The 24,066-nt window shown below is 71.4% G+C and carries 21 protein-coding genes; 13 read left to right on the top strand and 8 right to left on the bottom strand.

Annotation, left to right across the window (positions count from 1 at the left end; translation table 11 throughout):
- Positions 1-71: 71 nt before the first annotated feature.
- The 3 genes from RCR19_RS18150 (at position 72) to RCR19_RS18140 (ending at position 3,788) form a co-directional block, all read left to right on the top strand.
- Positions 72-959 (top strand): NTP transferase domain-containing protein, encoded by an 888-nt coding sequence (locus tag RCR19_RS18150; protein WP_331266107.1) that lies wholly within the window; start codon positions 72-74, stop codon positions 957-959.
- A gap of 146 nt (positions 960-1,105) precedes the next feature.
- Complete coding sequence (locus tag RCR19_RS18145; RefSeq protein WP_331269477.1) at positions 1,106-2,524, top strand: molybdopterin molybdotransferase MoeA; 1,419 nt, start codon at positions 1,106-1,108, stop codon at positions 2,522-2,524.
- Between the two features lie 283 nt (positions 2,525-2,807).
- On the top strand, positions 2,808-3,788 hold the full coding sequence (locus tag RCR19_RS18140) for an NAD(P)H-quinone oxidoreductase (protein ID WP_331266106.1): 981 nt from the start codon (positions 2,808-2,810) through the stop codon (positions 3,786-3,788).
- A gap of 13 nt (positions 3,789-3,801) precedes the next feature.
- Here the strand turns inward: RCR19_RS18140 and RCR19_RS18135 are convergent, their stop codons facing one another.
- Positions 3,802-4,281, bottom strand: a complete 480-nt coding sequence (locus tag RCR19_RS18135) for a hypothetical protein (protein ID WP_331266105.1) — start codon at positions 4,279-4,281, stop codon at positions 3,802-3,804.
- Between the two features lie 976 nt (positions 4,282-5,257).
- Between RCR19_RS18135 and RCR19_RS18130 the strand changes: the two genes are divergently transcribed.
- Entirely contained in the window at positions 5,258-5,803 is a 546-nt protein-coding gene (locus tag RCR19_RS18130; RefSeq protein ID WP_331266104.1) for a bacterial proteasome activator family protein, read from the top strand.
- Between the two features lie 87 nt (positions 5,804-5,890).
- Here RCR19_RS18130 and RCR19_RS18125 read toward each other — a convergent pair whose 3' ends face one another.
- Positions 5,891-7,516 carry a protein kinase gene (locus tag RCR19_RS18125; protein ID WP_331266103.1) on the bottom strand — a complete coding sequence of 542 codons (1,626 nt, stop codon included), beginning with the start codon at positions 7,514-7,516 and terminating at the stop codon, positions 5,891-5,893.
- A 378-nt stretch (positions 7,517-7,894) separates the two neighbouring features.
- On the opposite strand from RCR19_RS18125, the gene RCR19_RS18120 reads away from it, so the two are divergent.
- A complete protein-coding gene (locus RCR19_RS18120) occupies positions 7,895-9,457 on the top strand; it encodes a protein kinase (RefSeq protein WP_331266102.1) in 1,563 nt (520 codons plus the stop codon).
- 65 nt (positions 9,458-9,522) lie between these two features.
- Here RCR19_RS18120 and RCR19_RS18115 read toward each other — a convergent pair whose 3' ends face one another.
- A complete protein-coding gene (locus tag RCR19_RS18115; RefSeq protein ID WP_331266101.1) occupies positions 9,523-10,518 on the bottom strand; it encodes a phosphotransferase in 996 nt (331 codons plus the stop codon).
- Between the two features lie 513 nt (positions 10,519-11,031).
- Between RCR19_RS18115 and pdhA the strand changes: the two genes are divergently transcribed.
- The 3 genes from pdhA to RCR19_RS18100 are packed head-to-tail and all read left to right on the top strand — an operon-like array spanning position 11,032 to position 14,591.
- Positions 11,032-12,222, top strand: coding sequence for a pyruvate dehydrogenase (acetyl-transferring) E1 component subunit alpha (pdhA, locus tag RCR19_RS18110; RefSeq protein ID WP_331266100.1), 1,191 nt, complete (start codon positions 11,032-11,034; stop codon positions 12,220-12,222).
- 1 nt (position 12,223) lies between these two features.
- On the top strand, positions 12,224-13,201 hold the full coding sequence (locus tag RCR19_RS18105) for an alpha-ketoacid dehydrogenase subunit beta (protein WP_331266099.1): 978 nt from the start codon (positions 12,224-12,226) through the stop codon (positions 13,199-13,201).
- 10 nt (positions 13,202-13,211) lie between these two features.
- On the top strand, positions 13,212-14,591 hold the full coding sequence (locus RCR19_RS18100; protein ID WP_331266098.1) for a dihydrolipoamide acetyltransferase family protein: 1,380 nt from the start codon (positions 13,212-13,214) through the stop codon (positions 14,589-14,591).
- A gap of 156 nt (positions 14,592-14,747) precedes the next feature.
- Here the strand turns inward: RCR19_RS18100 and RCR19_RS18095 are convergent, their stop codons facing one another.
- Entirely contained in the window at positions 14,748-15,641 is an 894-nt protein-coding gene (locus RCR19_RS18095) for a D-alanyl-D-alanine carboxypeptidase (protein WP_331266097.1), read from the bottom strand.
- A 206-nt stretch (positions 15,642-15,847) separates the two neighbouring features.
- Between RCR19_RS18095 and RCR19_RS18090 the strand changes: the two genes are divergently transcribed.
- Both RCR19_RS18090 and RCR19_RS18085 read left to right on the top strand, forming a co-directional pair.
- Positions 15,848-16,531: a GntR family transcriptional regulator gene (locus RCR19_RS18090; RefSeq protein ID WP_331266096.1), complete on the top strand. Its 684-nt coding sequence runs from the start codon at positions 15,848-15,850 to the stop codon at positions 16,529-16,531.
- Positions 16,528-17,844: an MFS transporter gene (locus RCR19_RS18085; RefSeq protein ID WP_331266095.1), complete on the top strand. Its 1,317-nt coding sequence runs from the start codon at positions 16,528-16,530 to the stop codon at positions 17,842-17,844. Before RCR19_RS18090 ends, RCR19_RS18085 begins: the two co-directional genes overlap by 4 nt.
- A 55-nt stretch (positions 17,845-17,899) precedes the next feature.
- On the opposite strand, the gene RCR19_RS18080 is transcribed toward RCR19_RS18085, so the two are convergent.
- Positions 17,900-18,712 carry a carbon-nitrogen family hydrolase gene (locus RCR19_RS18080; protein WP_331266094.1) on the bottom strand — a complete coding sequence of 271 codons (813 nt, stop codon included), beginning with the start codon at positions 18,710-18,712 and terminating at the stop codon, positions 17,900-17,902.
- A gap of 179 nt (positions 18,713-18,891) precedes the next feature.
- Between RCR19_RS18080 and RCR19_RS18075 the strand changes: the two genes are divergently transcribed.
- Positions 18,892-19,713 carry a maleylpyruvate isomerase family mycothiol-dependent enzyme gene (locus RCR19_RS18075; protein ID WP_331266093.1) on the top strand — a complete coding sequence of 274 codons (822 nt, stop codon included), beginning with the start codon at positions 18,892-18,894 and terminating at the stop codon, positions 19,711-19,713.
- Positions 19,714-19,814: 101 nt separating this feature from the next.
- On the opposite strand, the gene RCR19_RS18070 is transcribed toward RCR19_RS18075, so the two are convergent.
- Both RCR19_RS18070 and RCR19_RS18065 read right to left on the bottom strand, forming a co-directional pair.
- On the bottom strand, positions 19,815-20,309 hold the full coding sequence (locus tag RCR19_RS18070) for an LURP-one-related family protein (RefSeq protein ID WP_059130378.1): 495 nt from the start codon (positions 20,307-20,309) through the stop codon (positions 19,815-19,817).
- A complete protein-coding gene (locus RCR19_RS18065; RefSeq protein WP_331266092.1) occupies positions 20,306-21,304 on the bottom strand; it encodes a helix-turn-helix domain-containing protein in 999 nt (332 codons plus the stop codon). The genes RCR19_RS18070 and RCR19_RS18065 overlap by 4 nt, the downstream gene beginning before the upstream one ends.
- A gap of 51 nt (positions 21,305-21,355) precedes the next feature.
- Between RCR19_RS18065 and RCR19_RS18060 the strand changes: the two genes are divergently transcribed.
- A complete protein-coding gene (locus RCR19_RS18060; protein ID WP_331266091.1) occupies positions 21,356-21,751 on the top strand; it encodes a cupin domain-containing protein in 396 nt (131 codons plus the stop codon).
- 109 nt (positions 21,752-21,860) lie between these two features.
- Here the strand turns inward: RCR19_RS18060 and RCR19_RS18055 are convergent, their stop codons facing one another.
- On the bottom strand, positions 21,861-22,070 hold the full coding sequence (locus tag RCR19_RS18055) for a hypothetical protein (protein ID WP_331266090.1): 210 nt from the start codon (positions 22,068-22,070) through the stop codon (positions 21,861-21,863).
- Between the two features lie 150 nt (positions 22,071-22,220).
- Here RCR19_RS18055 and RCR19_RS18050 point away from each other — a divergent pair, with 150 nt between their 5' ends.
- The gene (locus tag RCR19_RS18050) at positions 22,221-24,047 is read left to right on the top strand and encodes an NHL domain-containing thioredoxin family protein (RefSeq protein ID WP_331266089.1); all 1,827 of its coding nucleotides are present in this window, start codon (positions 22,221-22,223) and stop codon (positions 24,045-24,047) included.
- Positions 24,048-24,066: the final 19 nt, after the last annotated feature.

The following is a 24,066-nucleotide window of genomic DNA, read 5'->3' as shown; positions in this document are numbered from 1 at the left end:
TGAGCAAGCTCCCGCGCACGGCCGGTGTGCGCGGGGGTGGCAATGATCCACGCGGCGCCCATACTCGGGGCATGACCGCGAGCGATACCTCGGGCGCCCCGGGCGTCGACGGCTACGACGCCGTCGTGCTGGCCGGCGGTGCCGCACGACGGCTCGGCGGTGCCGACAAACCCGGTGTACGCATCGGCGGGCGGCCACTGCTCGACCGAGTGCTCGCGGCCTGTGCCGGCGCGGCCACCACGGTGGTCGTCGCCGAGCCCAGGCCGACCGCGCGGCCGGTGGTCTGGGCCCGTGAGGAGCCTCCCGGCGGCGGACCGGTGGCCGCGCTCGACGCGGGCCTGAGCCGGACCACGGCCGGGTACGTCGTTGTACTCTCCGCCGATCTGCCCTTCCTGGACCAGCAGACGCTGCGACGGCTGCTGGGCGGACTCGCGTCGAGCGACGCCGAGGGCGCCGTGCTCACCGACGGCGAAGGTCGTGACCAGACCCTCGTCGCCGCCTACCGCAGCGCGGCCCTGCGCCGCGAGCTGGCCCGGCTGTCCGACGAGCACGCCGGTCTGAACGGCCTTCCGCTGCGGCGCCTGGTCGCCCGGCTGGGCCTTGTACGCATCTGCGACCCCGTCGCGTCGTTCGACTGCGACACCTGGGACGACATCGCCACCGCCCGGACACGTATCAGGGAGCATGAGCACGTGTTGGATGAATGGATTTCCGCAGTCAAGGACGAACTGGGCATCGACCTCGACGTCGACACCGGTGTTCTCCTGGACCTCGCCCGCGACGCCGCACATGGTGTGGCCCGTCCCGCGGCTCCGTTGACGACGTTCCTCGTCGGCTATGCGGCCGCGCAGTCGGGCGGCGGGCCGGAGGCGGTCGCCGAGGCCGCCCGCAAGGCCGCCGCGCTGGCCCTGCGCTGGGCGGACGAGGACTCCGCCGAGGCCAAGCCGGACACGGAGTGACCGGGCCGGGCGCCCAGGGCAACCTGGACACCGAGGAACGCTATGTGGAGGAGGCCCTGGCCGTGGCCAACGAGAGCGGGGGTCGGGGCCGCCGTCCGCAGGAGACCCGCCCCGCCCGTCCGCCCGGGGAGCGGCAGGACCCGGATCTGGACGAGGCGCTCGCCCTGGTCCGGGAACGGGACCCGCACGGCCCGGGACCCGGCGTGCCCCTCGCGGCAGCCGGCGCGGATGCACCCGCATCCATGCGCCGTCCGGCCGGGCGCGAGGACACCCGTGCGCCGGCCCCGGACGGCACGGCGGAGAAACGTTCCCCGGCCGCCGGATCGTCGAAACACGGCGCACGGGACGAGGCCATGCCCTGGTCCGAGGCCCGGACCGTCGCCGAGCGCGCCGCCCGGTCCGTGTCACGCCGGGAACCGGTCGGCGTCCCCCTCGAGGCGGCGCTAGGCCTGGTTCTCGCGGCCCCCCTCACGGCGCTCACCGATCTGCCCTCCTTCGACACCTCGGCCATGGACGGCTGGGCGGTCGCGGGTCCCGGTCCCTGGGACGTGCGGGAGGAGGGGATCCTCGCCGGCCACGCCGAGCACGCCCCCCTAGGCGACGGCGAGGCCGTGCGGATCGCCACCGGGGCGCGTGTCCCGCCAGGCGCCACCGCCGTCCTGCGCAGCGAACACGGGCACACCGACGACAAGGGACGACTGCAGGCCGGCCCCCGGGCCGCGGGCTCCGCTCGTGCCGGGGGGACCGCCACGCTCGTGCACGGTCAGGACATCCGGCCGCGGGGGCAGGAGTGCCACAGCGGGGACCGACTGCTGCCGCTCGGTACCCAGGTCACCCCGGCCGTGCTCGGACTTGCCGCGGCCGCAGGCTACGACGATCTGACCGTGCTGCCGCGGCCGCGGGCCGAGGTCCTGGTCCTGGGCGACGAATTGCTGACCGGGGGCGCGCCGAGGGACGGTCTCATCCGGGATGCGCTCGGTCCGATGCTGCCGCCGTGGCTGCGTGCCCTCGGCGCCGACGTGGTGGCCGTCCGCAGGCTGGGGGACGACGCCGAGGCCCTGTACCGGGCGATCACGTCCTCGACGGCCGACCTGATCGTCACGACCGGGGGCACGGCCTCGGGCCCGGTGGACCACGTCCATCCCACCCTGCGCCGCGCCGGAGCCGAACTCCTGGTGGACGGGGTGAAGGTGCGCCCCGGCCACCCCATGCTCCTCGCCCGCCTGCGTGAGGACCAGCATCTGGTCGGTCTGCCCGGCAACCCCCTCGCGGCGGTGTCCGGACTGCTCACACTCGCCGAGCCGCTGCTGCGCATTCTCGGCGGCCGGACTGAAACGGAGCCGTGCACGCAGGTGTTGAGCGACTCCGTCCACGGCCATCCGCACGACACCCGGCTCATCCCCGTCTCGGTGCGCGGCGATCACGCCGTGCCGCTCCACTACAACGGCCCGGCGATGCTGCGCGGCATCGCCGCAGCGGACGCGCTCGCGGTTGTACCGCCCGGCGGCGCCCGGCCGGGTCAGGAACTGGAACTCCTCGATCTGCCCTGGCCATGGGTGGGGTGAGCTGCACCGGATCCGTGAGCCGCACCGTGTCCGGCCGGTAGCGGGAGGCCGGCGGCGGTCTGAGGAAATCGGCAGGGTGTGAGGACGCCGGCAGGGGTCTGAGGAAAGGGCCATGTTTCACGTGAAACGTCCGATCCGACCCTCCGCTCACGCGCCGACCGGACGAACGCCTCGTCGCATCGGGTGAAATTCCGCGGCGGGGGTGTCCGATGTCCGGTCCCCCAGCTCGGAAAACGGTTGCGCGGGTCCTGGGCGGCACACCTCGAGGAGTAGCGTCCCTTTCATGTACGCGATCACGATTCCTGAACCAGGTGGGCCCGAGGCGCTGGTGTGGACCGAGGTCCCCGATCCCGTCCCCGGTGAGGGTGAGGTGCTGGTCGAGGTGGTGGCCAGTGCCGTCAACCGCGCCGATGTCCTGCAGCGGCAGGGTTTCTACAACCCTCCGCCCGGTGCGTCCCCATACCCCGGCCTGGAATGCTCGGGCCGTGTCGCCGCGCTCGGCCCCGGGGTCTCGGGATGGGCCGTCGGTGACGAGGTCTGTGCGCTGCTCGCCGGCGGCGGGTACGCCGAGAAGGTCGTCGTCCCCGCGGGGCAGCTGCTGCCCGTGCCCGAGGGGCTCGATCTCCGCCAGGCGGCCGCGCTCCCCGAGGTGACCTGCACGGTCTGGTCGAACGTCTTCATGGTGGCCCATCTGCGCCCGGGCGAGACGCTGCTCGTGCACGGCGGATCCAGCGGCATCGGCACGATGGCGATCCAGCTGGCCAAGTCGGTGGGCGCCAAGGTCGCGGTCACCGCGGGCAGCAAGGAGAAGCTGGAGCGCTGCGCGGAACTGGGCGCGGACGTGCTGATCAACTACCGCGAGCAGGACTTCGTGGAGGAGATCCGGGAGTCCACGGCAGGGGAGGGCGCGGACGTCATCCTCGACAACATGGGCGCGAAGTACCTCGACCGCAATGTCCAGGCGCTCGCCCTGAACGGACGCCTGGCGATCATCGGCATGCAGGGCGGGGTCAAGGGCGAGCTGAACATCAACACGCTGCTGCGCAAGCAGGCGGCGATCACCGCGACCTCGCTGCGGGCGCGTCCGCTCGCCGAGAAGACGGCGATCGTTGCGGCGGTGCGTGAGCATGTCTGGCCGCTGATCGCCTCCGGTCACGTCCGCCCGGTCGTCGACCGGGAGATCCCGATGAACGACGCGGCCGCGGCCCACCAGGTGCTGGAGGACAGCGGCCACATCGGAAAGGTGCTGCTTGTGACGTCGTAGGCGGACGTGACGGTCATTCCCGGCGCAGGCGCAGAGCCAGAAGCGCGAGCGCCAGTCCGGCACCGACGAGGACCAGGCCGCTGCCGAGGGGCAGTATCTCCACCACGGGCTGCGAGGTGGCGGCCTCCCGGGCGAGGACGGCCGGCTTCTGCGAGGGAGCGGGGGAGGACGCGGCGGGGCCGACCGCCTCGGCCGTTGCGTCGACGGACGGCAGGACATCCGGTGCCGTCGAGTCCGGGTCCATCGGGCCGGTCGGCTCGTCCTGCGGTGCCGCGTCCGCCCGTCCGGGCCGCGCCCGTCCCTCGCCCGCCTCGCTGCCCGCACGGGAGGCGCCGGACGAGGGCTCGATGGCGGGCAGACGGGCGGCGGAGTGCCCGGAGGCGGGGGCACCGGCGGCGCCGGGCGGCGCCTTGCGCACGGGGGCCGGTACGAGGCCGAGCAGGGCGGACGTCCCGTTGGTGAGAGGGAACGCGCCGAGGGGCAAGGGGGGCATCGCGGGCCAGAGACGCGCGGGGCCCGAGTCCTGGTGCCCGGATGCAGACGCGGCGCCGACCGGGACGGAGTGCCCGCGCTCGGGGGCGTGCGGGAAGGTTGCGGCGGCAGCCGTCTGCCCCGTTGAGAGCGCGAGGGCGCGGGACGGTGCAACGGAGCCGCGGGCGAGGTGCGTGGACCGGGCGTCGTCCGCCTGTCGGGCGGCCGCGTCGGGGGATCCGGTACCGGGCGCGGACCGGACGGTGGACGAGGCGGCGGTCCGGTGGCCATGCGGAAGACCGGGTCCGTTCCCGGGTGGAACACCGTAGGCGGCGGATATCCACAGCAGACCGGTCGTCATGAGGACCGGCGGCGCAACGGCCACACGGAGTGCGCGGAGCGTGGACGGTGTACACAGCCTTGGAGTCACCAGCGTGACCCCCTCCCGTGGTCGGGCGGCAAGATCAACGGCTTCAGCGTCACACGGACTTCGGACTCCGGCATCTCGGCCGCGCGGCCCCGAGGGGCGGCACGGCGGCCGGGACTCCCCCGGCCCGCCCGCTGCGGATGGCTCGCCGGCGATGCCGGAACGCGGCCCGGGACGAATGCGGACCGAGTACCGAACATGGGGCGCGCACCGGGTCCGTACAGGCACCGGAGCCGGGTGGACGGGGGCCGAGCCGCCCGGACGGGGCGGGAGTCACCATCCGCCGGAGGCGGGGCGCGCAGGACAGCACGCCGCACCCGCTCGCCGGAGGAGGCGGGGCCGAACCGCTGGACCGAATGCACCCGTCCGGTGGAACGCACGAGTGGGCCGCACGAGGAAGGGCGGTCCGGCGACCAGGGCCCTCGGGGGTCGCCGCAGGGACCGGACCGTACGCGGCCGTCGTGACCGGAACCCCGGGACAACCGCGGTCCGGCAGCACCGGGAGAGGGTGGATCACTCGCCACGGGGGGCACATGGCCGATGAGATGTACGGGTGCGAGAGAATGGGCGCATGGAGATGCCGAGGAACGACAGGTCGTCGGAGAACGCCCAGAAGATCCTGGTCGTGGGCCAGGACGGATTGACTCTCGGCGGCACCGGGGACGACGAATCCCGCGAGGTCCCGGTGACGGAGATGGTGGAGCAGCCGGCGAAGGTCATGCGCATCGGCAGCATGATCAAGCAGCTGCTGGAGGAGGTGCGCGCCGCTCCTCTGGACGAGGCGAGCCGGCAGCGGCTGAAGGAGATCCACGCCAGTTCCGTCAAGGAGCTGGAGGACGGCCTCGCCCCCGAACTCGTCGAGGAACTCGAGCGGCTCTCACTGCCCTTCACGGACGAGGCGATCCCCAGCGACGCCGAGCTGCGTATCGCCCAGGCCCAGTTGGTCGGCTGGCTCGAGGGCCTCTTCCACGGGATCCAGACCACCCTGTTCGCCCAGCAGATGGCGGCGCGGGCCCAGCTCGAGCAGATGCGCCGCGCCCTCCCGCCGGGTGTCGGCTCCCCCGACGGTGAGGAGGACGCCCGCGCGGGCGGTCGCTCCGGAGGCCCGTACCTGTAGAAAGCCCAGTCGTGTAGAACGCCCAGTCGTGCAAGGGGCCCGGCACCGTGCAGGTGCCGGGCCCCTTCGCCGTGTGTCAGAAGCGGATCACGACGGGTCGCCCGTCGACACACTCAGTTCGATCTCCGGCATGTACTTCGGGTCGACGTCCGTACCCGCGGAGGGGAACTGGTCCATGACCGTGCCCTCGCCGTAGGTGTTCTCGTCGTAGTTCTTGATCTTCATCCGCCAGCCGGCGGCCTGGAAGCACGACTTCACGGTCTGGATGTTCTTGAACACGAAGTCCGGCACCCGGATCTTCTTGTCGTCGTTGTACGACTCCTCCGGCTCCGTGCACTTCGTCGTCTCGATCGTCTTGGTCAGGTCCGGGCCCTTGTGGCCGGCGACCGCGCTCGAGGACGATCCGGTGGTGCTGCTGCTGGGGCCGCCACCCGTGTCGTCCTTGTTGCCGTTGTTCAGCAACAGGGCCGTGATCAGGCCGGCTATGGCGACCACGGCGACCACTCCCGAACCGATGATCACGCCCCGGCCGCCCTTCTGCCCGCCCGAGCCGCCGCCGGGCGCTCCCGAGTGCGGCGAGAGGTTGTACGGCGGCGGGGTCGAGGCGGACTGCTGGGGCGCGTACGCGGCGGTCTGCGGCGGTGCCTGGTAGCCGCCCTGCTGCGGATAGCCGTACGCGGGCGACGGCGTGCCGTAGGGGCCGGGCTGATACGGCGTCTGCACCGGGCCCGGCGGGGGCGGCGTCGCCCGGTCGACCGGCGGGAAGACCGCGGAGCTCACGCCGGCGCCGTCGGACGTCCGGGCGCCCGGCACGATACTCGGCGCGGCGGCCGTGAGGGACGCGGCCACGCGCAGGCACTCGTCGCGCATCGCCTCGGCGCTCGGGAAGCGTTCGTTGGGGTTCTTCTTGAGGGACCGGGCGACCAGCGCGTCCACCGCGGGAGGCAGCGAGCGATTGATCGACGAAGGAGCGACCGGCTCCTCCTGCACATGCGCGTAGGCAATCGCCAGCGGCGAGTCCGCCTCGAACGGCAGCCGTCCGGTGACGAGCTGGAACAGCATGATGCCGACCGAGTACAGGTCGCTGCGCGCGTCGACGCCCCGGCCGAGGGCCTGCTCCGGGGACAGGTACTGGGGGGTGCCCACCACCATGCCCGTCTGCGTCATGGAGGTGACGCCGGACTGCATGGCGCGGGCGATGCCGAAGTCCATGACCTTGACGACGTTCCGCTTCGTCACCATGACGTTGCCCGGCTTGATGTCCCGGTGCACCAGGCCCATCTCGTGGCTGATCTCCAGGGCCGCCAGCACGTCGGCGGTGACCTTCAGGGCCTTGTCGGCCGGCATCGCGCCGTACTGGCGGACGTCCTCCTCGAGGACCGAGCCGAGCGGCTTGCCCTCGATGTACTCCATGACGATGTACGGGGTGGCCAGCCCTTCGAGCTCGTCCTCCCCGGTGTCGAACACCGACACGATGTTCGTGTGCGTGAGTTTCGCCACGGACTGCGCCTCGCGGCGGAACCGCTCACGGAAGGCCTGTTCGCGACCGAGTTCCGTGTGAAGCGTCTTGATCGCCACATGGCGGTCGAGCACGGTGTCGTATGCGAGATGCACCGAGGCCATGCCACCCTCGCCGAGCAAGTCGCGCAGCTGGTAGCGGCCCCCGGCGACCGATCGCCCCGCATAGCGGCCCTGCGCGCCGTCCTGGCTCATCTTCAGCGTCCCCCATCGGCGCGGCGGCAGCGGCTGAATGTGCTCCCGCGGTCCGTGATCCCTGTTCGTATGTGTGGCGATCGACGCGGTTGTTCCGTGATCGACAGGCTCATTCCCGGCCAAGTCTGCCCGAGGGCAGTGACACGTCAAGCTCGGTGCCCGTTCCGTGACCGTACGCGAAAGAAGCGTCGCGCAAGCGTTACAGGCGTTGTACGGGCGGTACACGGGATTTGCACGTGGGACCGCGTGCACGGTTCCATGGAGGGTCCGTCTCGACTTCGTCCCGGACCGGCGCCTTGCGTGGAGCCTGTAGCGTGGCCCGTCGGAGACCGTGACAACCACCGCGCAGACCGCGGGCAGAAACGACGGCGAGGACTGATGGCACAGACGCAGCGCGCCCAGGGCCCGTCCGACCCCGAGGCGACTGGCGGCGGGATGTCGGACACACCGGACATGTGGGGCAACGGCGGGCTTGTGGGGGACGGCCGGTACCGGCTCACCCGCAGACTCGGCCGGGGCGGCATGGCCGAGGTGTTCGCGGCCGAGGACGTGCGCCTCGGCAGGACCGTCGCGGTCAAGCTGCTCCGCTCGGATCTCGCCGAGGACCCGGTCGCCAAGGCCCGCTTCACCCGCGAGGCACAGTCGGTGGCCGGACTCAACCACCATGCGATCGTCGCCGTGTACGACTCCGGCGAGGACTTCGTCGGCGGGCAGCCGGTGCCGTACATCGTGATGGAGCTGGTCGAGGGCCGCACGATCCGCGATCTGCTGCTCAACGCAGAGGCACCCGGTTCCGAGCAGGCCCTGATCATCGTCTCGGGCGTCCTGGAGGCGCTCGCCTACTCGCACCAGCACGGCATCGTGCACCGAGACATCAAGCCCGCGAACGTGATCATCACTCACAACGGCGCCGTCAAGGTGATGGACTTCGGCATCGCCCGCGCGCTGCACGGGGCGTCCACGACGATGACGCAGACCGGCATGGTGATGGGCACGCCGCAGTACCTCTCGCCGGAGCAGGCGCTCGGCAAGGCCGTCGACCACCGGTCCGACCTGTACGCGACGGGCTGTCTCCTGTACGAACTGCTCGCGCTGCGTCCGCCGTTCATCGGTGAGACACCGCTGTCCGTGGTGTACCAGCACGTCCAGGACCTTCCGGTGCCGCCGTCCCGGATCTCGGACGGCGCCGCGCCGCCGGAGCTGGACGGGCTCGTCATGCGCTCCCTCGCCAAGGAGCCGGACGACCGGTTCCAGACCGCCGAGGAGATGCGCGGCCTGGTCCAGTACGCGCTGCAGATGCTGTACGACCCGGGCAGCCACACGGGCACCTGGAACACCGGCCCGGTGGACATGCACGACGGCCGGCACACCCCGGCGGCGGGCTTCGCGGGCACCACGGTGATGCCGCACCCCGGCGAGCCCGGAACCACGCAGATCCCCCAGTCGATCATGCCTTCGAGGTACGGCGGCGGGGACGACGGCGGTTTCGAGGGCCACGGCAACAAGGGCAGCGGCCGCGGCAAGCTGTGGATCCTCGCCGTCCTCGCGGTCGTCGCCGTCGTGGCGGGCGTCGCGCTGGCGCTGAACACCACGGGCGGCGGCGGTGGCGGGGGCGGCACGACGGAGTCCCCGTCCGTCACGCAGTCGCACGAGGAGAAGCAGCCCAGCGAGCAGCAGTCGGACGACTCGACCGACACGTCCACGAACGACGGCTCGGACACGGGCAGCGGCTCGGACTACACGCCCTCCGACCCGCCCACGCAGACCTACAGCCGGCCGCCGGCCCAGCCGTCCCAGACGCCGGACCAGCCGACGGACAAGCCCACGCAGACGACGCCCTCCGACGAGCCGACGGACACGCCCACGGACGGTGGCGGCGAGCCGACGGGCCCGTCCGCGACGGACGGGGGCGCGGACGGCGGGGTGTCGCCGGGGGCCTGACCGCGAGGCGTGCCGACGGATGCGCGGTCACACCCGTGTCCGCCGGTGCCCCTGCGCAGCGGCGGTCACTGTGTGAACGCGTCGCGCACAGCGTCGTACTCGCGCGTCCACCACACCGCGAGGGCCGATGCCGCCGGGAACTGCGCATCCGCACGGCTGTCGCCGCGTTCGTAGTGCCAGCGCAGCATCCAGAAGTCGTTGAGCCGCTCCCACCACACCCGGTGCACGGCGGCGGTGAGCTCCGCGGGGGGCGCTCCGGCCGTGCGGCGGTACGCGCGCGCGTAGGCCCGCACCTTCGCGAGGTCGAGCGTGCCGACGGGGCGGACGAAGAAGATCGCCGCGGCGCGCACCGCCTCCTCGGCGCGCGGCTGGACGCCGAGCCGGTCCCAGTCGACGATCGCGGCGGGTGCGTCGCCCTGATAGAGCACGTTGAACGGGTGGAAGTCGCCGTGCACCCAGCCCACCGCCCCGCCGGGCGGCGGACGCCGGTCCGTGTGCCGCTCCAGTATCGTCCGCCGTTCCACCAGCCGGTGCCGGGCGAGTTCGTCGAAGGCCGTCACGGGACGGTGCCGCGTCACCCGGCACAGCAGATCGTCGATGAGCGCGAAGGTGTCGGCGGGGTCGGCGCTCTCGAGGGGTGAACCGGGCGCGCGGGACATGACCCGCTCCAGGCTCGCGTGCACCACCCCCAGCAGCGCGCCCAGCCGCCCGCACTGCTCCGCGGTGAGCTGACCGCCGTGCCGATGCCGTCCGTCGATCCACGGGTGCAGGGCGTAGGCGCGGCCGCCGACGACCGCGACCGTACGGCCGTCGTGGCCGGTCAGCGGCGGTGCCACCGGGACCCCGAGGTCCGCCAGGCGCTGGGTGGCCCGGTGCTGGCGGGCGATCGCCGCGGGGTCCGCGGTCTCGGGGTCGGAGTGGTGCTTGAGGAAGTAGCGGCCGCGTGTTGTGCAGAGCCGGTACCCGCCGTTGAGCAGTCCCTGGTCGACGGGGTCGCAGGCGAGCACGGATCCGGCACCGTATCGGCGGAGCAGGGGGCCCAGAGGGGGCGCATGCGACACGGGGGGTGGTACAGATGAGCGCGGCACGCGCCAGATGGTAGGCCACGAGCCGGACCCGTGAGCTGGGCCTTGTCACAGGCAGTCGTACTCGGTCACATGGAGTCCGCAAGGTGATCACGACCGTGGTGACCGTATGAGCGGCCGTCCATCGGGTCGGTCGTCGGCGCCACCCCGATCGACCACTTCCCGTGTTCCAGGTGAGCGGGATAACGTGCCGTTGTTCCGGCCCCCTGCAACGCCCTGACCAGCACTGTTCCCGACTTCCTCGATTTACTTGGAAATCCAAGCAAAATCCCAGGTCAGGAGGGGTTTCACAGAATTGTGGGGCACTGGGTAACGTGCCCTTTGCAGGGCGCTCGCCGGGGCACCTGTCACGTCTGTTGTTTCGAACGAGTCGCACCCACCCTGTGCGTCCGTGAGCTGCAGGCGAGCCGCTTCCATCGGCCCGGAACGGGCTGATGGGACCCCCAGGCACCCGGCGAACCCGGGGGCCGGACCGACGGAGGAGCACACGTGACCGTGGAGAGCACTGCCGCGCGCAAGCCGCGACGCAGCGCCGGAAGCAAGGCCGGCACCACCGGCACCAAGCGCACCACCCGCACCACGCCCAAGAAGGGCGCCGACCCCGACCTCGTGCAGTTGCTGACACCCGAGGGCGAGCGCGTCGAGAACCCCGAGTACGACCGCTATGTGGAGGGCATCACGCCCGACGAGCTGCGCGGCCTGTACCGGGACATGGTGCTGACCCGCCGCTTCGACGCGGAGGCGACCTCCCTGCAGCGCCAGGGCGAGCTGGGCCTGTGGGCCTCGCTGCTCGGCCAGGAGGCCGCCCAGATCGGTTCGGGCCGGGCCCTGAACGACGACGACTACGTCTTCCCGACCTACCGGGAGCACGGCGTCGCCTGGTGCCGTGGCGTCGACCCCACCAATCTGCTCGGCATGTTCCGCGGCGTGAACAACGGCGGCTGGGACCCGAACAGCAACAACTTCCACCTGTACACGATCGTCATCGGCTCGCAGACGCTGCACGCCACCGGCTACGCCATGGGCGTCGCCAAGGACGGCGCCGACTCGGCGGTGATCGCGTACTTCGGCGACGGCGCCTCCAGCCAGGGCGACGTGGCCGAGTCCTTCACCTTCTCCGCGGTCTACAACGCGCCGGTCGTGTTCTTCTGCCAGAACAACCAGTGGGCGATCTCCGAGCCGACCGAGAAGCAGACCCGGGTGCCGCTCTACCAGCGCGCCCAGGGCTACGGCTTCCCGGGCGTGCGTGTCGACGGCAACGACGTCCTGGCCTGTCTCGCGGTCACCAAGTGGGCGCTGGAGCGGGCGCGCAACGGCGAGGGGCCGACCCTGGTCGAGGCGTTCACGTACCGCATGGGCGCGCACACGACCTCCGACGACCCGACCCGCTACCGCCACGACGACGAGCGGGCCGCCTGGGAGGCGAAGGACCCGATCGCCCGCCTGCGGACCTACCTCCTGGACTCCGATCACGCGGACGAGGGATTCTTCGCGGAACTCGAGGCCGAGAGCGAAGCGTTGGGAAGGCGAGTACGCGAGGCGGTCCGCGCCATGCCCGACCCGGACCACTTCGCCATCTTCGAGAACGTGTACGCGGACGGGCATGCGCTCGTCGACGAGGAGCGGGCCCAGTTCGCCGCCTACCAGGCGTCGTTCGCGGACGCAGAAGGGGGTCGGTGACATGGCGGAGAAGATGGCGCTGGCCAAGGCGATCAACGAATCGCTGCGCAAGGCCCTGGAGTCGGACCCGAAGGTCCTGGTGATGGGCGAGGACGTCGGCAAGCTCGGCGGTGTCTTCCGGGTCACCGACGGCCTGCAGAAGGACTTCGGCGAGGAGCGGGTCATCGACACCCCGCTCGCCGAGTCGGGCATCGTCGGCACGGCGATCGGCCTGGCCCTGCGCGGGTACCGGCCGGTGGTGGAGATCCAGTTCGACGGCTTCGTCTTCCCGGCGTACGACCAGATCGTCACGCAGCTGGCGAAGATGCACGCCCGTTCGCTGGGCAAGGTCAAGATGCCGGTCGTCGTGCGTATCCCCTACGGCGGCGGCATCGGAGCGGTCGAGCACCACAGCGAGTCCCCCGAATCGCTGTTCGCCCATGTCGCGGGCCTGAAGATCGTCTCCCCGTCGAACGCCTCGGACGCCTACTGGATGATGCAGCAGGCGATCCAGAGCGACGACCCGGTGATCTTCTTCGAGCCGAAGCGGCGCTACTGGGACAAGGGCGAGGTCAACGTCGAGGCCATCCCCGGCCCGCTGCACAAGGCCCGTGTGGTGCGTGAGGGCACGGACCTGACGCTCGTCGCCTACGGGCCGATGGTGAAGGTGTGCCAGGAGGTCGCGGCCGCGGCCGAGGAGGAGGGCAAGTCCCTCGAGGTCCTCGATCTGCGCTCGGTCTCCCCGCTCGACTTCGACTCCGTCCAGGCGTCGGTGGAGAAGACCCGCCGCCTGGTCGTGGTGCACGAGGCCCCGGTGTTCTTCGGTTCGGGTGGGGAGATCGCCGCCCGCATCACGGAGCGGTGCTTCTACCACCTCGAGGCGCCCGTCCTGCGGGTCGGCGGCTATCACGCCCCGTACCCGCCGGCGCGGCTGGAGGAGGAGTACCTGCCGGGTCTGGACCGGGTGCTCGACGCAGTCGACCGCGCCCTGGCGTACTGAGGAGAGGGTCGTGACGACGATGACTGACGCGTCCGTTCGCGAGTTCAAGATGCCCGACGTGGGCGAGGGGCTCACCGAGGCGGAGATCCTCAAGTGGTACGTGCAGCCGGGTGACACGGTCACCGACGGACAGGTCGTCTGCGAGGTGGAGACGGCGAAGGCGGCCGTGGAGCTGCCCATCCCGTACGACGGCGTCGTCCGCGAACTCCGCTTCGCCGAGGGCACCACGGTCGACGTCGGCACCGCGATCATCACGGTCGACGTGTCCGGGGGCGCCCCGGCCGAGGAGGCCCCGGCGCCCGCGGAGGAGACACCGGCCGAGGAGCCCGAGCGGCAGGGGCGCCAGCCGGTCCTCGTGGGGTACGGCGTTGCCGAGTCCTCCACCCGGCGCAGGCCCCGCAAGACCGCCGCGCCCGCCGAGGAGGCCGTCCAGGCGGCCACGGCGCTCCAGAGCGAGCTGAACGGGCACGGCACGCAGGCCGCCGCCCGCCCGCTCGCGAAGCCTCCGGTGCGCAAGCTCGCCAAGGACCTGGGCGTCGACCTGGCGTCGGTGCGGCCTTCGGGTCCGGACGGGATCATCACCCGCGAGGACGTGCACGCCGCCGTGGCGTCCGTACCGGCCCCCGCGGCGCCCGCGGCCGTCGAGGCACCGGCCGCCGTGCCGGCGCCGGCGGTGACGTACGACGGCGCCCGGGAGACCCGCATCCCGGTCAAGGGCGTCCGCAAGGCCACCGCACAGGCGATGGTCGGCTCGGCCTTCACCGCCCCGCACGTCACGGAGTTCGTGACGGTCGACGTGACGCGGACGATGAAGCTGGTCGAGGAGCTCAAGCAGGACAAGGACATGCAGGGGCTCCGGGTCAACCCGCTGCTCCTCATCGCCAAGGCCCTGCTCGTGGCGATCAGGCGGAACCCGGACGTCAACGCGTCCTGGGACGAGGCCAACCAGGAGATCGTGCGCAAGCACTACGTGAACCTGGGCATCGCGGCGGCGACCCCGCGCGGTCTGATCGTGCCGAACATCAAGGACGCGCACGACAAGACGCTCCCGCAGCTGGCCGAGGCGCTGGGCGAGCTGGTGGCGACGGCCCGCGAGGGCAGGACGTCCCCGGCGGCGATGCAGGGCGGCACGGTGACCATCACGAACGTGGGTGTGTTCGGCGTCGACACCGGCACGCCGATCCTCAACCCGGGCGAGTCGGCGATCCTCGCGGTCGGGGCGATCAAGCTCCAGCCGTGGGTCCACAAGGGCAAGGTCAAGCCCCGCCAGGTCACCACCCTGGCCCTCAGCTTCGACCACCGCCTGGTCGACGGCGAGCTGGGCTCGAAGGTCCTCGCGGATGTGGCGGCCGTCCTCGAGCAGCCCAAGCGCCTGATCACCTGGGGCTAGTCCCCGGGGCGCTTCCGCACGACGCGAAGGGCCGAGAGCCGCGCACCCGCTCGGGGCACGGCTCCGGCCCTTCGCACTCCATGGACGCGAAACACACGCGAAGGGGCCCGGCCGCGGGAGTGCGGCCGGGCCCCTTCGCGTCGTGTGCGGCGAAGGTCAGACGGCGAAGCCGTAGTTCAGGAGCTTCTTCGCGTCAGCGGTGCGGTTGGCGACCGAGGAGGACGCCAGGACCGTGCCGATGACCGTCTTGCCGTTGCGGGTCGCGGCGAAGACCAGGCAGTACTTCGCCTGCGGGCCGGAGCCGGTCTTGACGCCGATGGCGCCGCTGTAGGTGCCGAGCAGCGGGTTGGTGTTGGTCCAGGTGTAGTAGCGGTAGCCGCCGCTCTTGGTGGTCACCTTCTGCTTCGTGGACCTCGTCTTCACGACGGCGCGGAAGGTGGAGTTCTTCATGGCGCTGCTCGCGATCTTGGTCAGGTCGCGGGGGGTCGAGTAGTTGTTGCCCTTGCCGATGCCGTCGAACGAATCGAAGTGCGTGTTCTTCAGGCCGAGGCTCTTGGCGGAGCTGTTCATCTTGCCGAGGAACGACTTCACGCGCGCGGCTCGCGTCGAGCCGGTGCCGAACTTGTCCGCGAGCGCGTAGGCGGCGTCGCAGCCCGAGGGCAGCATCAGCCCGTACAGGAGCTGGCGGACGGTGACCTTGTCACCCACGATCAGGTGGGCGGACGAGGCGTTGTTGGCGACGATGTAGTCGCTGTACGCCTTCTGGATCGTGACCTTCGTGTCCAGGTTCAGGTGCGGCTGGGCCAGCACCACCTTCGCCGTCATGATCTTGGTGGTGGAACCGGTGGACAGCCGGGTGTCGGCCGCCTTGGTGAACAGCGTCTTGCCGCTGCCGTTGTTCATCACGAACCCGCCCTTGGCGGTGATCGAGGGCTTCGTGACGGCCTGCGCGGGCGCCGCGGTGAGAGCTCCGGTGGTGAGCACGGCACCGGTGGTGATCACTGCCGCTACGGCCCTGCGAACTCGCGTGCCCTTAATGCCGGTAATCAAGTCAAACGCTCCGATTGCGTCTTTGATGCCTCAGAAAACATCCAAATGCCCCTGGAGGACGGCCAGATGGCAAGGCCGCCTTCTCGTGAGACTCGCAAGTGGGGCAGATGGATGTGCGGTTGGCGGGGAGATTTTTCGGAGGGGGTGCGCCGTCCGCATGATGGACGGCCGTCGGCATGTGTACGCGTTGTATCTATGATGTGCGCATGCCTTCAGCCCCGTCCGCCGCGCCGGCGCCCGAGAAGCCGTCCGTGAAGCAGCCGCCCGCCGCCGACCGTGTGTACGCCCACGTCAAGAAGGGCGTTCTGGAGCGTCGTTACGAGGGCGGGACGCTGCTCACCGAGGGCGAGCTCGCCGAGGCCGTCGGCGTCTCCAGGACCCCGGTGCGGGAGGCGCTGCTGCGGCTGGAGGTCGAAGGACTGATCAGGCTCTACCCGAAGAAGGGGGCCCTCGTCCTGCCCGTCTCCGCCCAGGAGATCGCGGACGTGGTCGAGACGCGCCAGCTCGTCGAGGAGCATGCGGCCCGCAAGGCCGTGCCCGCCCCGGCGGGCCTGATCACCCGCCTGGAGGAGCTGCTCGCCCGTCAGAAGGAGCAGGCCGCCGCCGGCGACCTGGCCGCGGCAGCGGTCACGGACCGCACCTTCCACGCCGAGATCGTGCGCAGCGGCGGCAACGAGATCCTCTCCCGACTGTACGACCAACTGCGCGACCGGCAGCTGCGGATGGGGGTCGCGGTCATGCACTCGCACCCCGACCGGATCGCCAAGACGCTCACCGAGCACGAGGAGATCCTGGAAGCCCTGCGGTCCGGTGACGCCGCGGCGGCCGTCGACATCGTCCACCGCCACGTCAGCTGGTTCTCCCACCTCGCGCGGGGTGAGGTGCGATGAGTTCCCGCTCCGTGGGCGCCCGGTCCGCGTCACTGCCCGGCGATCCGCCGGGCGGTCGTCGTGCCGTGGCCGTGTGGGCCGTCGGTGTCTCGGTCTATTTCGTCGCCGTCATCTTCCGCACGTCCCTCGGGGTGGCCGGACTCGACGCCGCGGACCGTTTCCACGTGGGCGCTTCCGCCCTGTCGACCTTCTCCATCCTGCAACTCCTCGTCTACGCGGGCATGCAGATACCCGTCGGCCTGCTGGTGGACCGGCTGGGCACCAAGAAGGTGCTGGCCATCGGGGTCGTGCTGTTCACGGCAGGCCAGGTGGGGTTCGCCCTCTCCCCGTCGTACGGCATGGCGCTCGCCTCGCGTGCGCTGCTCGGCTGCGGTGACGCCATGACCTTCATCAGCGTCCTGCGGCTCGGCACCCGCTGGTTCCCGGCCCGGCGCGGGCCGCTGGTCGCCCAGCTCGCGGGGCTGGTGGGCATGGCGGGCAACCTGGTCTCGACCCTGGTGCTGGCCCGGCTGCTGCACGGGGTGGGCTGGACCGCGGCGTTCGGCGGCAGCGCGCTCGCCGGAGCGGTCGTCTTCGTGCTGCTTCTGGTGTTCCTCAGGGACCATCCCGAGGGGTACGAGCCGGAGCCGTTCCCGCACCACGGCTCGGCGTACGTGCGGCGGCAGATCGTCGCGTCCTGGAAGGAGCCGGGCACCCGCCTCGGCATGTGGGTCCACTTCACGACGCAGTTCCCGGCGATGGTGTTCCTGCTGCTGTGGGGCCTGCCGTTCCTGGTCGAGGCCCAGGGTCTGTCCAGGGCGACGGCCGGTGACCTGCTGACGCTCGTGGTGCTGTCGAACATGGTGGTCGGACTGGTCTACGGGCAGATCGTCGCGCGGCACCATGCGGCCCGGCTGCCGCTGGCGCTCGGGACGGTCGGGGCCACGGCGGCCGTCTGGGCGGCGACGCTCCTCCACCCGGGCCCGCATGCGCCGATGTGGCTGCTGATCGTGCTGTGCACGGTGCTCGGGGCCTGCGGCCCTGCCTCGATGCTCGGCTTCGACTTCGCCCGCCCGGCGAACCCGCCGGAGCGTCAGGGCACGGCCTCCGGCATCACCAACATGGGCGGTTTCGTGGCCTCCATGACGACGCTGCTGGCGATCGGTGTGCTCCTGGACGTCACGGGCGACAACTACACCGTGGCGTTCTGCACGGTGTTCGTCCTCCAGGCGCTGGGGCTCAGCCAGATCCTGCGGCTGCGCGAACAGGCGGCGCGCCGGGAGCGCGAGCGGCTGGTGGCGAGCCGGGTGGAGACGGTGCACGTGCCGGCCTAGGGCCTTCGCACGGGCTGCGGGCGGCGCGGACGCCGCCCTCTCGGGGAACGTCCCGTCAGCGGTGCGGGCGGTCCAGGCCCAGCACCCGGTCCTTCAGCGCCGGGAACCGGTCCCGGGTGGTCGCGACCTCCGCCGGGTCGAACTCCACCGTGAGGATCTCCTCGTCGGCGCCGGCCTCCCCGAGGATCTCGCCCCAGGGATCCACCACGATCGAGTGACCGGCCTGCGGAACCCCTGCGTGCGTGCCGGCCGTTCCGCAGGCGAGGACGTACGCCTGGTTCTCGACCGCCCGCGCCCGTGCCAGCAGCGTCCAGTGGGACCGGCGGCGCTCGGGCCAGCCCGCCGGGATCACGAGCGTCTCGGCCCCCGCGTCCACGAGCGAGCGGAACAGCTCGGGAAAGCGCAGGTCGTAGCAGGTGGCCACGCCGACGGTCGTCTCCGGCAGACGTACCGTCACCGTCTCGGTGCCCGCGCCCATCAGCACGGCCTCGCCCTTGTCGAAGCCGAAGCGGTGGATCTTGCGGTAGAAGGCGGCCAGCTCACCGGAGGGGGAGAAGACGAGCGAGGTGTTGTACAGGGGGCCTTCGTCCGCGCCGTCGGCGGCCGCGCCCCGCTCCGGGATCGACCCGGCGTGCAGCCACACGCCCGCGTCACTCGCCGCCTTGGCCATCACCTCGTACGTCGGCCCCTGGAGCGGCTCGGCCTCGGTTGCGAACCGCTCGTAGGCGAACGCCCCGGTCGTCCACAGCTCGGGCAGCACCACCAGATCGACTCCGGCTTGATCGCGTACCAGTGCCGCAGCGCGACGGCGACGCGAATCAACCGATTCGTCCTCTTCTACCCGGAATTGGATGAGGGAGGCGCGCACACTACCACCGTCCTGGCATTCGAGCCGTCTCTTCGGGCCTACGATCGTCACACGAAAGCACTGCCGGGGTGCCTCACAGCAGCGTAACTTAACGTTCCGAGACACCCGCCGACAGTCGCCGCCCGTCGACACTGCCGCAACAACCGCCCGTGCACCGACCGCCCGAGGGGTCCCGTTCCGTGAGTCTGCCTCCCACCCTCCAGCCCTACGCCGACGCTTGGACCCACTCCATCGAAGCGATATCCGAACTGGTTCAGCCGCTCGTCGAAGGCGAGTGGAACCGCAGGACCCCCTGCCCCGGCTGGTCGGTGCGCGACATCGCCTCCCATGTGATCGGCATGGACTGCGAGATGCTGGGCGACCCGCGGCCGATCCACACGCTCCCGCGCGACCTGTTCCACGTCACCAACGAGCACCAGCGCTACATGGAGATGCAGGTCGACGTCCGCCGCCATCACACGGCACCGGAGATGACCTCCGAGCTGGAGTACACGATCATCCGCCGCAACCGTCAGCTGCGCAACGAGTCGCGGGACCCGGGGGCAAAGGTGCGCGGCCCGCTCGGCACCGAGCAGACCCTCGAAGAGGCCATGCGGTACCGCGCGTTCGACGTGTGGGTGCACGAGCAGGACCTGCGGGCGGCCCTCGGACGGCCGGGGAACCTGGACTCGCCCGGCGCGTACATCACACGGGACGAGCTGCTTGCCGCACTGCCGAAGGTGGTCGAGGAGGCCGGCGCGCCCGCCGGTTCGGCGACCGTCTTCGACGTCCACGGCCCCGTCGAGTTCCTGCGGACGGTCCGGCTCGACGCGGAGGGCCGCGGCTCGATCGACAGCGCGCCCTCCCTCGGCCCCACGGTGTCGCTCACGCTCGACTGGGAGACCTACGTCCGCCTCGCCTGCGGGCGCGTCCCCGCGGACGTCGTGGCGGACCGCATCAAGGCCGAGGGGGACCCGGAGCTCACGGCGGCGATCTTCCTGGCGTTCGCGGTGACGAAGTGAAGCTGGGGAGCCGGCCCTGAAGGGGGCCGGTTCCCGGGCAGGCGGCAGGAGGGCACCGTACCGGTGCCGTCCGGCCCGCCGTCCCCCTGCGGCCGGGCCGCTCAGTCCTCCTCGCGTTCCTTCTCGGCCAGGTGGATGACGCAGACGGCCACCGCGATCAGCAGAGCCGGGTCCAGGTCCTCGCGCACGATGTCGACGCCGTACGTCTCCCGGACGTGCAGCCAGCGGCGGGAGATCTGCGCGAGCAGTTCCTCGTCGTAGTCGATGGCGAACTCACGGTCGAGGATCTTGCCGCTGACGTCGAGTTCCGAGCCGTCCGCCAGCGAGACGCGGTAGTGGTTGCGCAGGAGGGACAGCCGCTTGCGCTTGATCCTGGCCAGCGGTTCGCCGTCGCGTTCGATGATCATCGTGTCGCGCAGGGCGAACATCTTCTGGTGGATGTCGATCAGGACCCGCCCCTGCGTGTCCTTCAGTTCGAAGGTGTCCCGCAGCCGCATCGCCTTGCCGTCGACCAGGAAGACCTTGTTGCCGTGCTGGTCCTCGATCCAGTAGTCGTCACCGAAGCCGAGCAGCCGGTCTCGTACGAGGAATCTCATACGAGAAGGGCTTCCCCCGTGGCCGGTCCGAAACGCCGTCGGTAGGCCGACGGACTGAGTCCGGTCTCGCGCCTGAGCCGTGCCCGCAGGTTGGCGGCCGTGCCGAGACCGCTGCGCGCCGCGACCACGTCCAGCCGCTCCTCCCCGCGTTCGATCAGCCGGCAGGCGAGGGCGACCCGCTCCCCGGTCAGCCAGGCCAGCGGGGTGGTGCCCAGCTGGGCGCGGAAGCGGCGGTGCAGGGTGGCGGAGCTCACCGCGGCGCGCGCCGCGAGGCCGGCGACGGTGAGCGGTTCGGCGAGATGTTCCTGGGCCCAGGCCAGAAGCGGTGCCAGCGACTCGTCCGGCACCTCGGGCACCGGCCGCTCCACGAACTGCCGCTGTCCACCGTCGCGGTGCGCTGCGAAGACCAGCCGGCGGGAGACGGCGTTGGCGATCTCGGCGCCGTGGTCGCGGCGCACGACGTGCAGCGCGAGGTCGAGGGCCGAGGCGCTGCCCGAGGCGGTGAGGATGTCGCCGTCGTCCACGAAGAGCACGTCCGGCTCCAGCTCGACCTGTGGGAACCGAGCCCGGAACGACGCGCCCCACATCCAGTGGCAGGCCGCGCGGCGTCCGTCGAGCAGCCCGGCCTCGGCGAGGGTGAAGGCGCCGGAGCAGAAGCCGATCAGCCGTGCTCCCCGTGCGTGCGCCCTGCGCACGGCGTCCAGGACCTCCGGCGAGCGCGGGGTGTCGGTGTCGGGCCGGTTCGGCACGATCAGTGTGTCCGCGTCGTCGACGGCCTCGAGGCCAGCGACGCCGGTCAGCGAGAAGAAGCCGTCCCGCATCCGGGTCGTCGGCGCTGCCGCGCACAACCGGAAGTCGTAGAGCCTGCGGCCCAGCTCGGGCCGCTCGAGCCCGAAGACCTCGATGGCACAGCTCATCTCGAAGGGGTTGGAGTTCTCGTCCACGACGAGCACGACCCGGTGCACGGACGACGCCTGAGAGGATCCTTGCGGCATATGCGATTTCTAGCACTCGTGCGGTCCGGGCGACACCCGCACGATGGCGGCATGGAACCCAAGGAACCCGTCTCCCTCGCCACGGCCCTCGCCTCCTTCACCGAGCTGTGGAGCCCGCGCATCGTCACCGCCGTCAACGACTACGACGTCCGCGTCGCCAAGGTCGAGGGCGAGCACCTCTGGCACACGCACGACCACACCGACGAGTTCTTCCTCGTCCTGGACGGCGAACTGAACATCGCGCTGCGCGAGCCGGCCGGAGAGCGCACGGTCACGCTGCCCCGCGGGTCGGTCTTCACCGTCCCCCGGGGCACGGAGCACAAGCCGTCCGCCCCCGTCGGCGCCTCCATCCTCATGTTCGAACCCACCGGGACCGTGACGGTCGGCGACCGCCACGAGGCGATCCCGGACCATGTGGACGCGACCACGGGGCACCCGCTGGACTGAGGGGTCCAAGAGCCCTGGCCCCTGACGCGGACGAGTCCCCCGCCGGGGCGCGGGGGACTCGCTCGGACACCTCGGGGGCCACCGGCGGAGCGCGGGGCCGGGGCGGGGCCTACCGATAGCCCTGCTGCATGTCGTCATCGTCGTCGTCCCACGACGTGCGACCGTCACCGCGCTCACGGCGCAGATCGGGGTCCGAGGCATCGGACCCGCCAGGGTCCTGCTCGTGCCGGTCCCGGTCGCGCGACCGTTCGCCGGAGATCTCGCCGTGCTCGCGTGCGCGGTCCCGGCGGGGCATCTGGTCGTCGATGTCTCGTGGCATGGAACTGCTCCCTTGCAATGACCCCCCTGTCTGCGTCGAGCATCTCCCGGTGTCCGCACGGACGCATCCTGTGGACGGTCGTGTACGTACGGTCACCGAGGTTGTCCACAGGCTCCGCGGTGACTTCGCCCCGGATGGCACTCTTGACCCATGAACCACTCCGCACCGCGTCGCGTCCGTGTCCGTGCCCCCGAGCTGATCGGCAAGGGTGGCTGGCTGAACACGGGCGGTGAGCAGTACACCCTTGCCGACCTGCGAGGACGTATCGTCATTCTCGATTTCTGGACGTTCTGCTGCATCAACTGCCTGCACGTCCTGGACGAGCTGCGCGAGCTGGAGGAGAAGCACCGCGACACCGTGGTGATCATCGGTGTGCACTCCCCGAAGTTCGTCCACGAGGCGGAGCACCAGGCGGTGGTGGACGCCGTCGAGCGGTACGGCGTGGAGCACCCCGTCCTCGACGACCCCGAGCTCGTCACCTGGAAGCAGTACGCCGTCCGCGCCTGGCCGACGCTCGTGGTCATCGACCCCGAGGGCTATGTGGTCGCCCAGCACGCGGGGGAGGGGCATGCGCACGCGATAGCGCGGCTCGTCGCGGAGCTGGCGGAGGAACACGCGGCCAAGGGCACCCTGCGCCGCGGCGACGGCCCGTACGTGGCGCCGGAGCCCAGCCCCACGTCCCTGCGCTTCCCGGGCAAGGCGCTTCTGCTGCCGTCCGGGACGTTCCTCGTCAGCGACACCACCCGGCACCAGCTGGTGGAGCTGGCCGCGGACGGGGAGACGGTCGTGCGCCGGATCGGGTCGGGCGCACGGGGCTTCGCGGACGGTCCGGCGGACGCGGCGGCCTTCAGCGAGCCGCAGGGACTCGCGCTGCTGGACGAGAGTGCGGTGGTCGTCGCCGACACCGTGAACCACGCGCTGCGCCGACTGGACCTGGCGACCGGCGAGGTCACCACCCTGGCGGGCACCGGCAGGCAGTGGTGGCAGGGTTCGCCCACGTCCGGTCCCGCCCGGGAGGTGGACCTCTCCTCACCGTGGGACGTGGCGGTCTTCGGCGGCCGGGTCTGGATCGCGATGGCCGGTGTGCACCAACTGTGGACGTACGACCCGGAGTCGGACTCGGTCGAGGTGGCGGCCGGGACCACGAACGAGGGGCTGGTGGACGGACCGGGCGCCGAGGCCTGGTTCGCCCAGCCCTCCGGACTCGCGGTCTCCACCGAGGGGGAGCGCCTGTGGCTGGCGGACTCCGAGACGAGCGCCCTGCGCTGGGTGGACCGGGACGGCGCGGTGCACACGGCCGTCGGCACAGGGCTGTTCGACTTCGGGCACCGCGACGGCGCGGCGGAACAGGCGCTGCTCCAGCACCCGTTGGGCGTGACCGCGCTGCCGGACGGCTCGGTGGCGGTCAGCGACACCTACAACCACGCCCTGCGCCGTTACGATCCGGCCACCGGCGAGGTGAGCACGCTGGCGACGGATCTGCGGGAGCCCTCGGACGCGGTGCTCGTCGGCGAGGACATCGTGGTCGTGGAGTCGGCCCGCCACCGGCTGACCCGGCTGCGGCTGCCCGAGGAGGCGGTCCAGGTCGCCTCGGTCGCCCACCGCACCCAGCGGGCGGCGACCGAAGTGGCGCCGGGCGGACTGCGGCTGGATGTGATCTTCCAGGCTCCGGCCGGTCAGAAGCTCGACACCCGCTACGGCCCCTCGACCCGGCTGCTGGTCTCCTCGACCCCGCCCGAGCTGCTGCTCAAGGGCGAGGGAGCGGACACGGACCTCTCGCGTGAACTCGAGCTGAACCCTGCCGTGTCCGAGGGCGTCCTGCACGTCTCGGCGATGGCCGCGTCCTGCGACGACGATCCCGCCAACGAGTACCCGGCGTGCCACGTCCACCAGCAGGACTGGGGAGTCCCCGTCCGTCTGACCCAGGGCGGAGCGGATCGGCTTCCCCTGGTGCTGGCGGGCATGGACGCGGAGTAGTACCCGACGGGCCGGGTGG

Origin of the sequence: Streptomyces sp. WAC07094 (assembly GCF_036320405.1) — a bacterium.
Classification (GTDB): Bacteria; Actinomycetota; Actinomycetes; order Streptomycetales; family Streptomycetaceae; genus Streptomyces; species Streptomyces lannensis.
Note: the sequence above shows the minus strand (reverse complement) of the source record. Positions and strands in the feature narration are given on the sequence as shown.

Excerpts from the sequence above, each read along its gene's own strand:
- RCR19_RS18055 (WP_331266090.1), bottom strand. The coding sequence starts at position 22,070 with ATGCCACGAGACATCGACGACCAGATGCCCCGCCGGGACCGCGCACGC.
- RCR19_RS18065 (WP_331266092.1), bottom strand. The coding sequence starts at position 21,304 with ATGCCGCAAGGATCCTCTCAGGCGTCGTCCGTGCACCGGGTCGTGCTC.
- RCR19_RS18135 (WP_331266105.1), bottom strand. The coding sequence starts at position 4,281 with ATGCCCCCCTTGCCCCTCGGCGCGTTCCCTCTCACCAACGGGACGTCC.
- RCR19_RS18105 (WP_331266099.1), top strand. The coding sequence starts at position 12,224 with ATGGCGGAGAAGATGGCGCTGGCCAAGGCGATCAACGAATCGCTGCGC.
- RCR19_RS18085 (WP_331266095.1), top strand. The coding sequence starts at position 16,528 with ATGAGTTCCCGCTCCGTGGGCGCCCGGTCCGCGTCACTGCCCGGCGAT.
- RCR19_RS18050 (WP_331266089.1), top strand. The coding sequence starts at position 22,221 with ATGAACCACTCCGCACCGCGTCGCGTCCGTGTCCGTGCCCCCGAGCTG.
- RCR19_RS18120 (WP_331266102.1), top strand. The coding sequence starts at position 7,895 with ATGGCACAGACGCAGCGCGCCCAGGGCCCGTCCGACCCCGAGGCGACT.
- RCR19_RS18150 (WP_331266107.1), top strand. The coding sequence starts at position 72 with ATGACCGCGAGCGATACCTCGGGCGCCCCGGGCGTCGACGGCTACGAC.
- RCR19_RS18060 (WP_331266091.1), top strand. The coding sequence starts at position 21,356 with ATGGAACCCAAGGAACCCGTCTCCCTCGCCACGGCCCTCGCCTCCTTC.
- RCR19_RS18140 (WP_331266106.1), top strand. The coding sequence starts at position 2,808 with ATGTACGCGATCACGATTCCTGAACCAGGTGGGCCCGAGGCGCTGGTG.
- RCR19_RS18130 (WP_331266104.1), top strand. The coding sequence starts at position 5,258 with ATGGAGATGCCGAGGAACGACAGGTCGTCGGAGAACGCCCAGAAGATC.
- RCR19_RS18125 (WP_331266103.1), bottom strand. The coding sequence starts at position 7,516 with ATGAGCCAGGACGGCGCGCAGGGCCGCTATGCGGGGCGATCGGTCGCC.
- RCR19_RS18090 (WP_331266096.1), top strand. The coding sequence starts at position 15,848 with ATGCCTTCAGCCCCGTCCGCCGCGCCGGCGCCCGAGAAGCCGTCCGTG.
- RCR19_RS18070 (WP_059130378.1), bottom strand. The coding sequence starts at position 20,309 with ATGAGATTCCTCGTACGAGACCGGCTGCTCGGCTTCGGTGACGACTAC.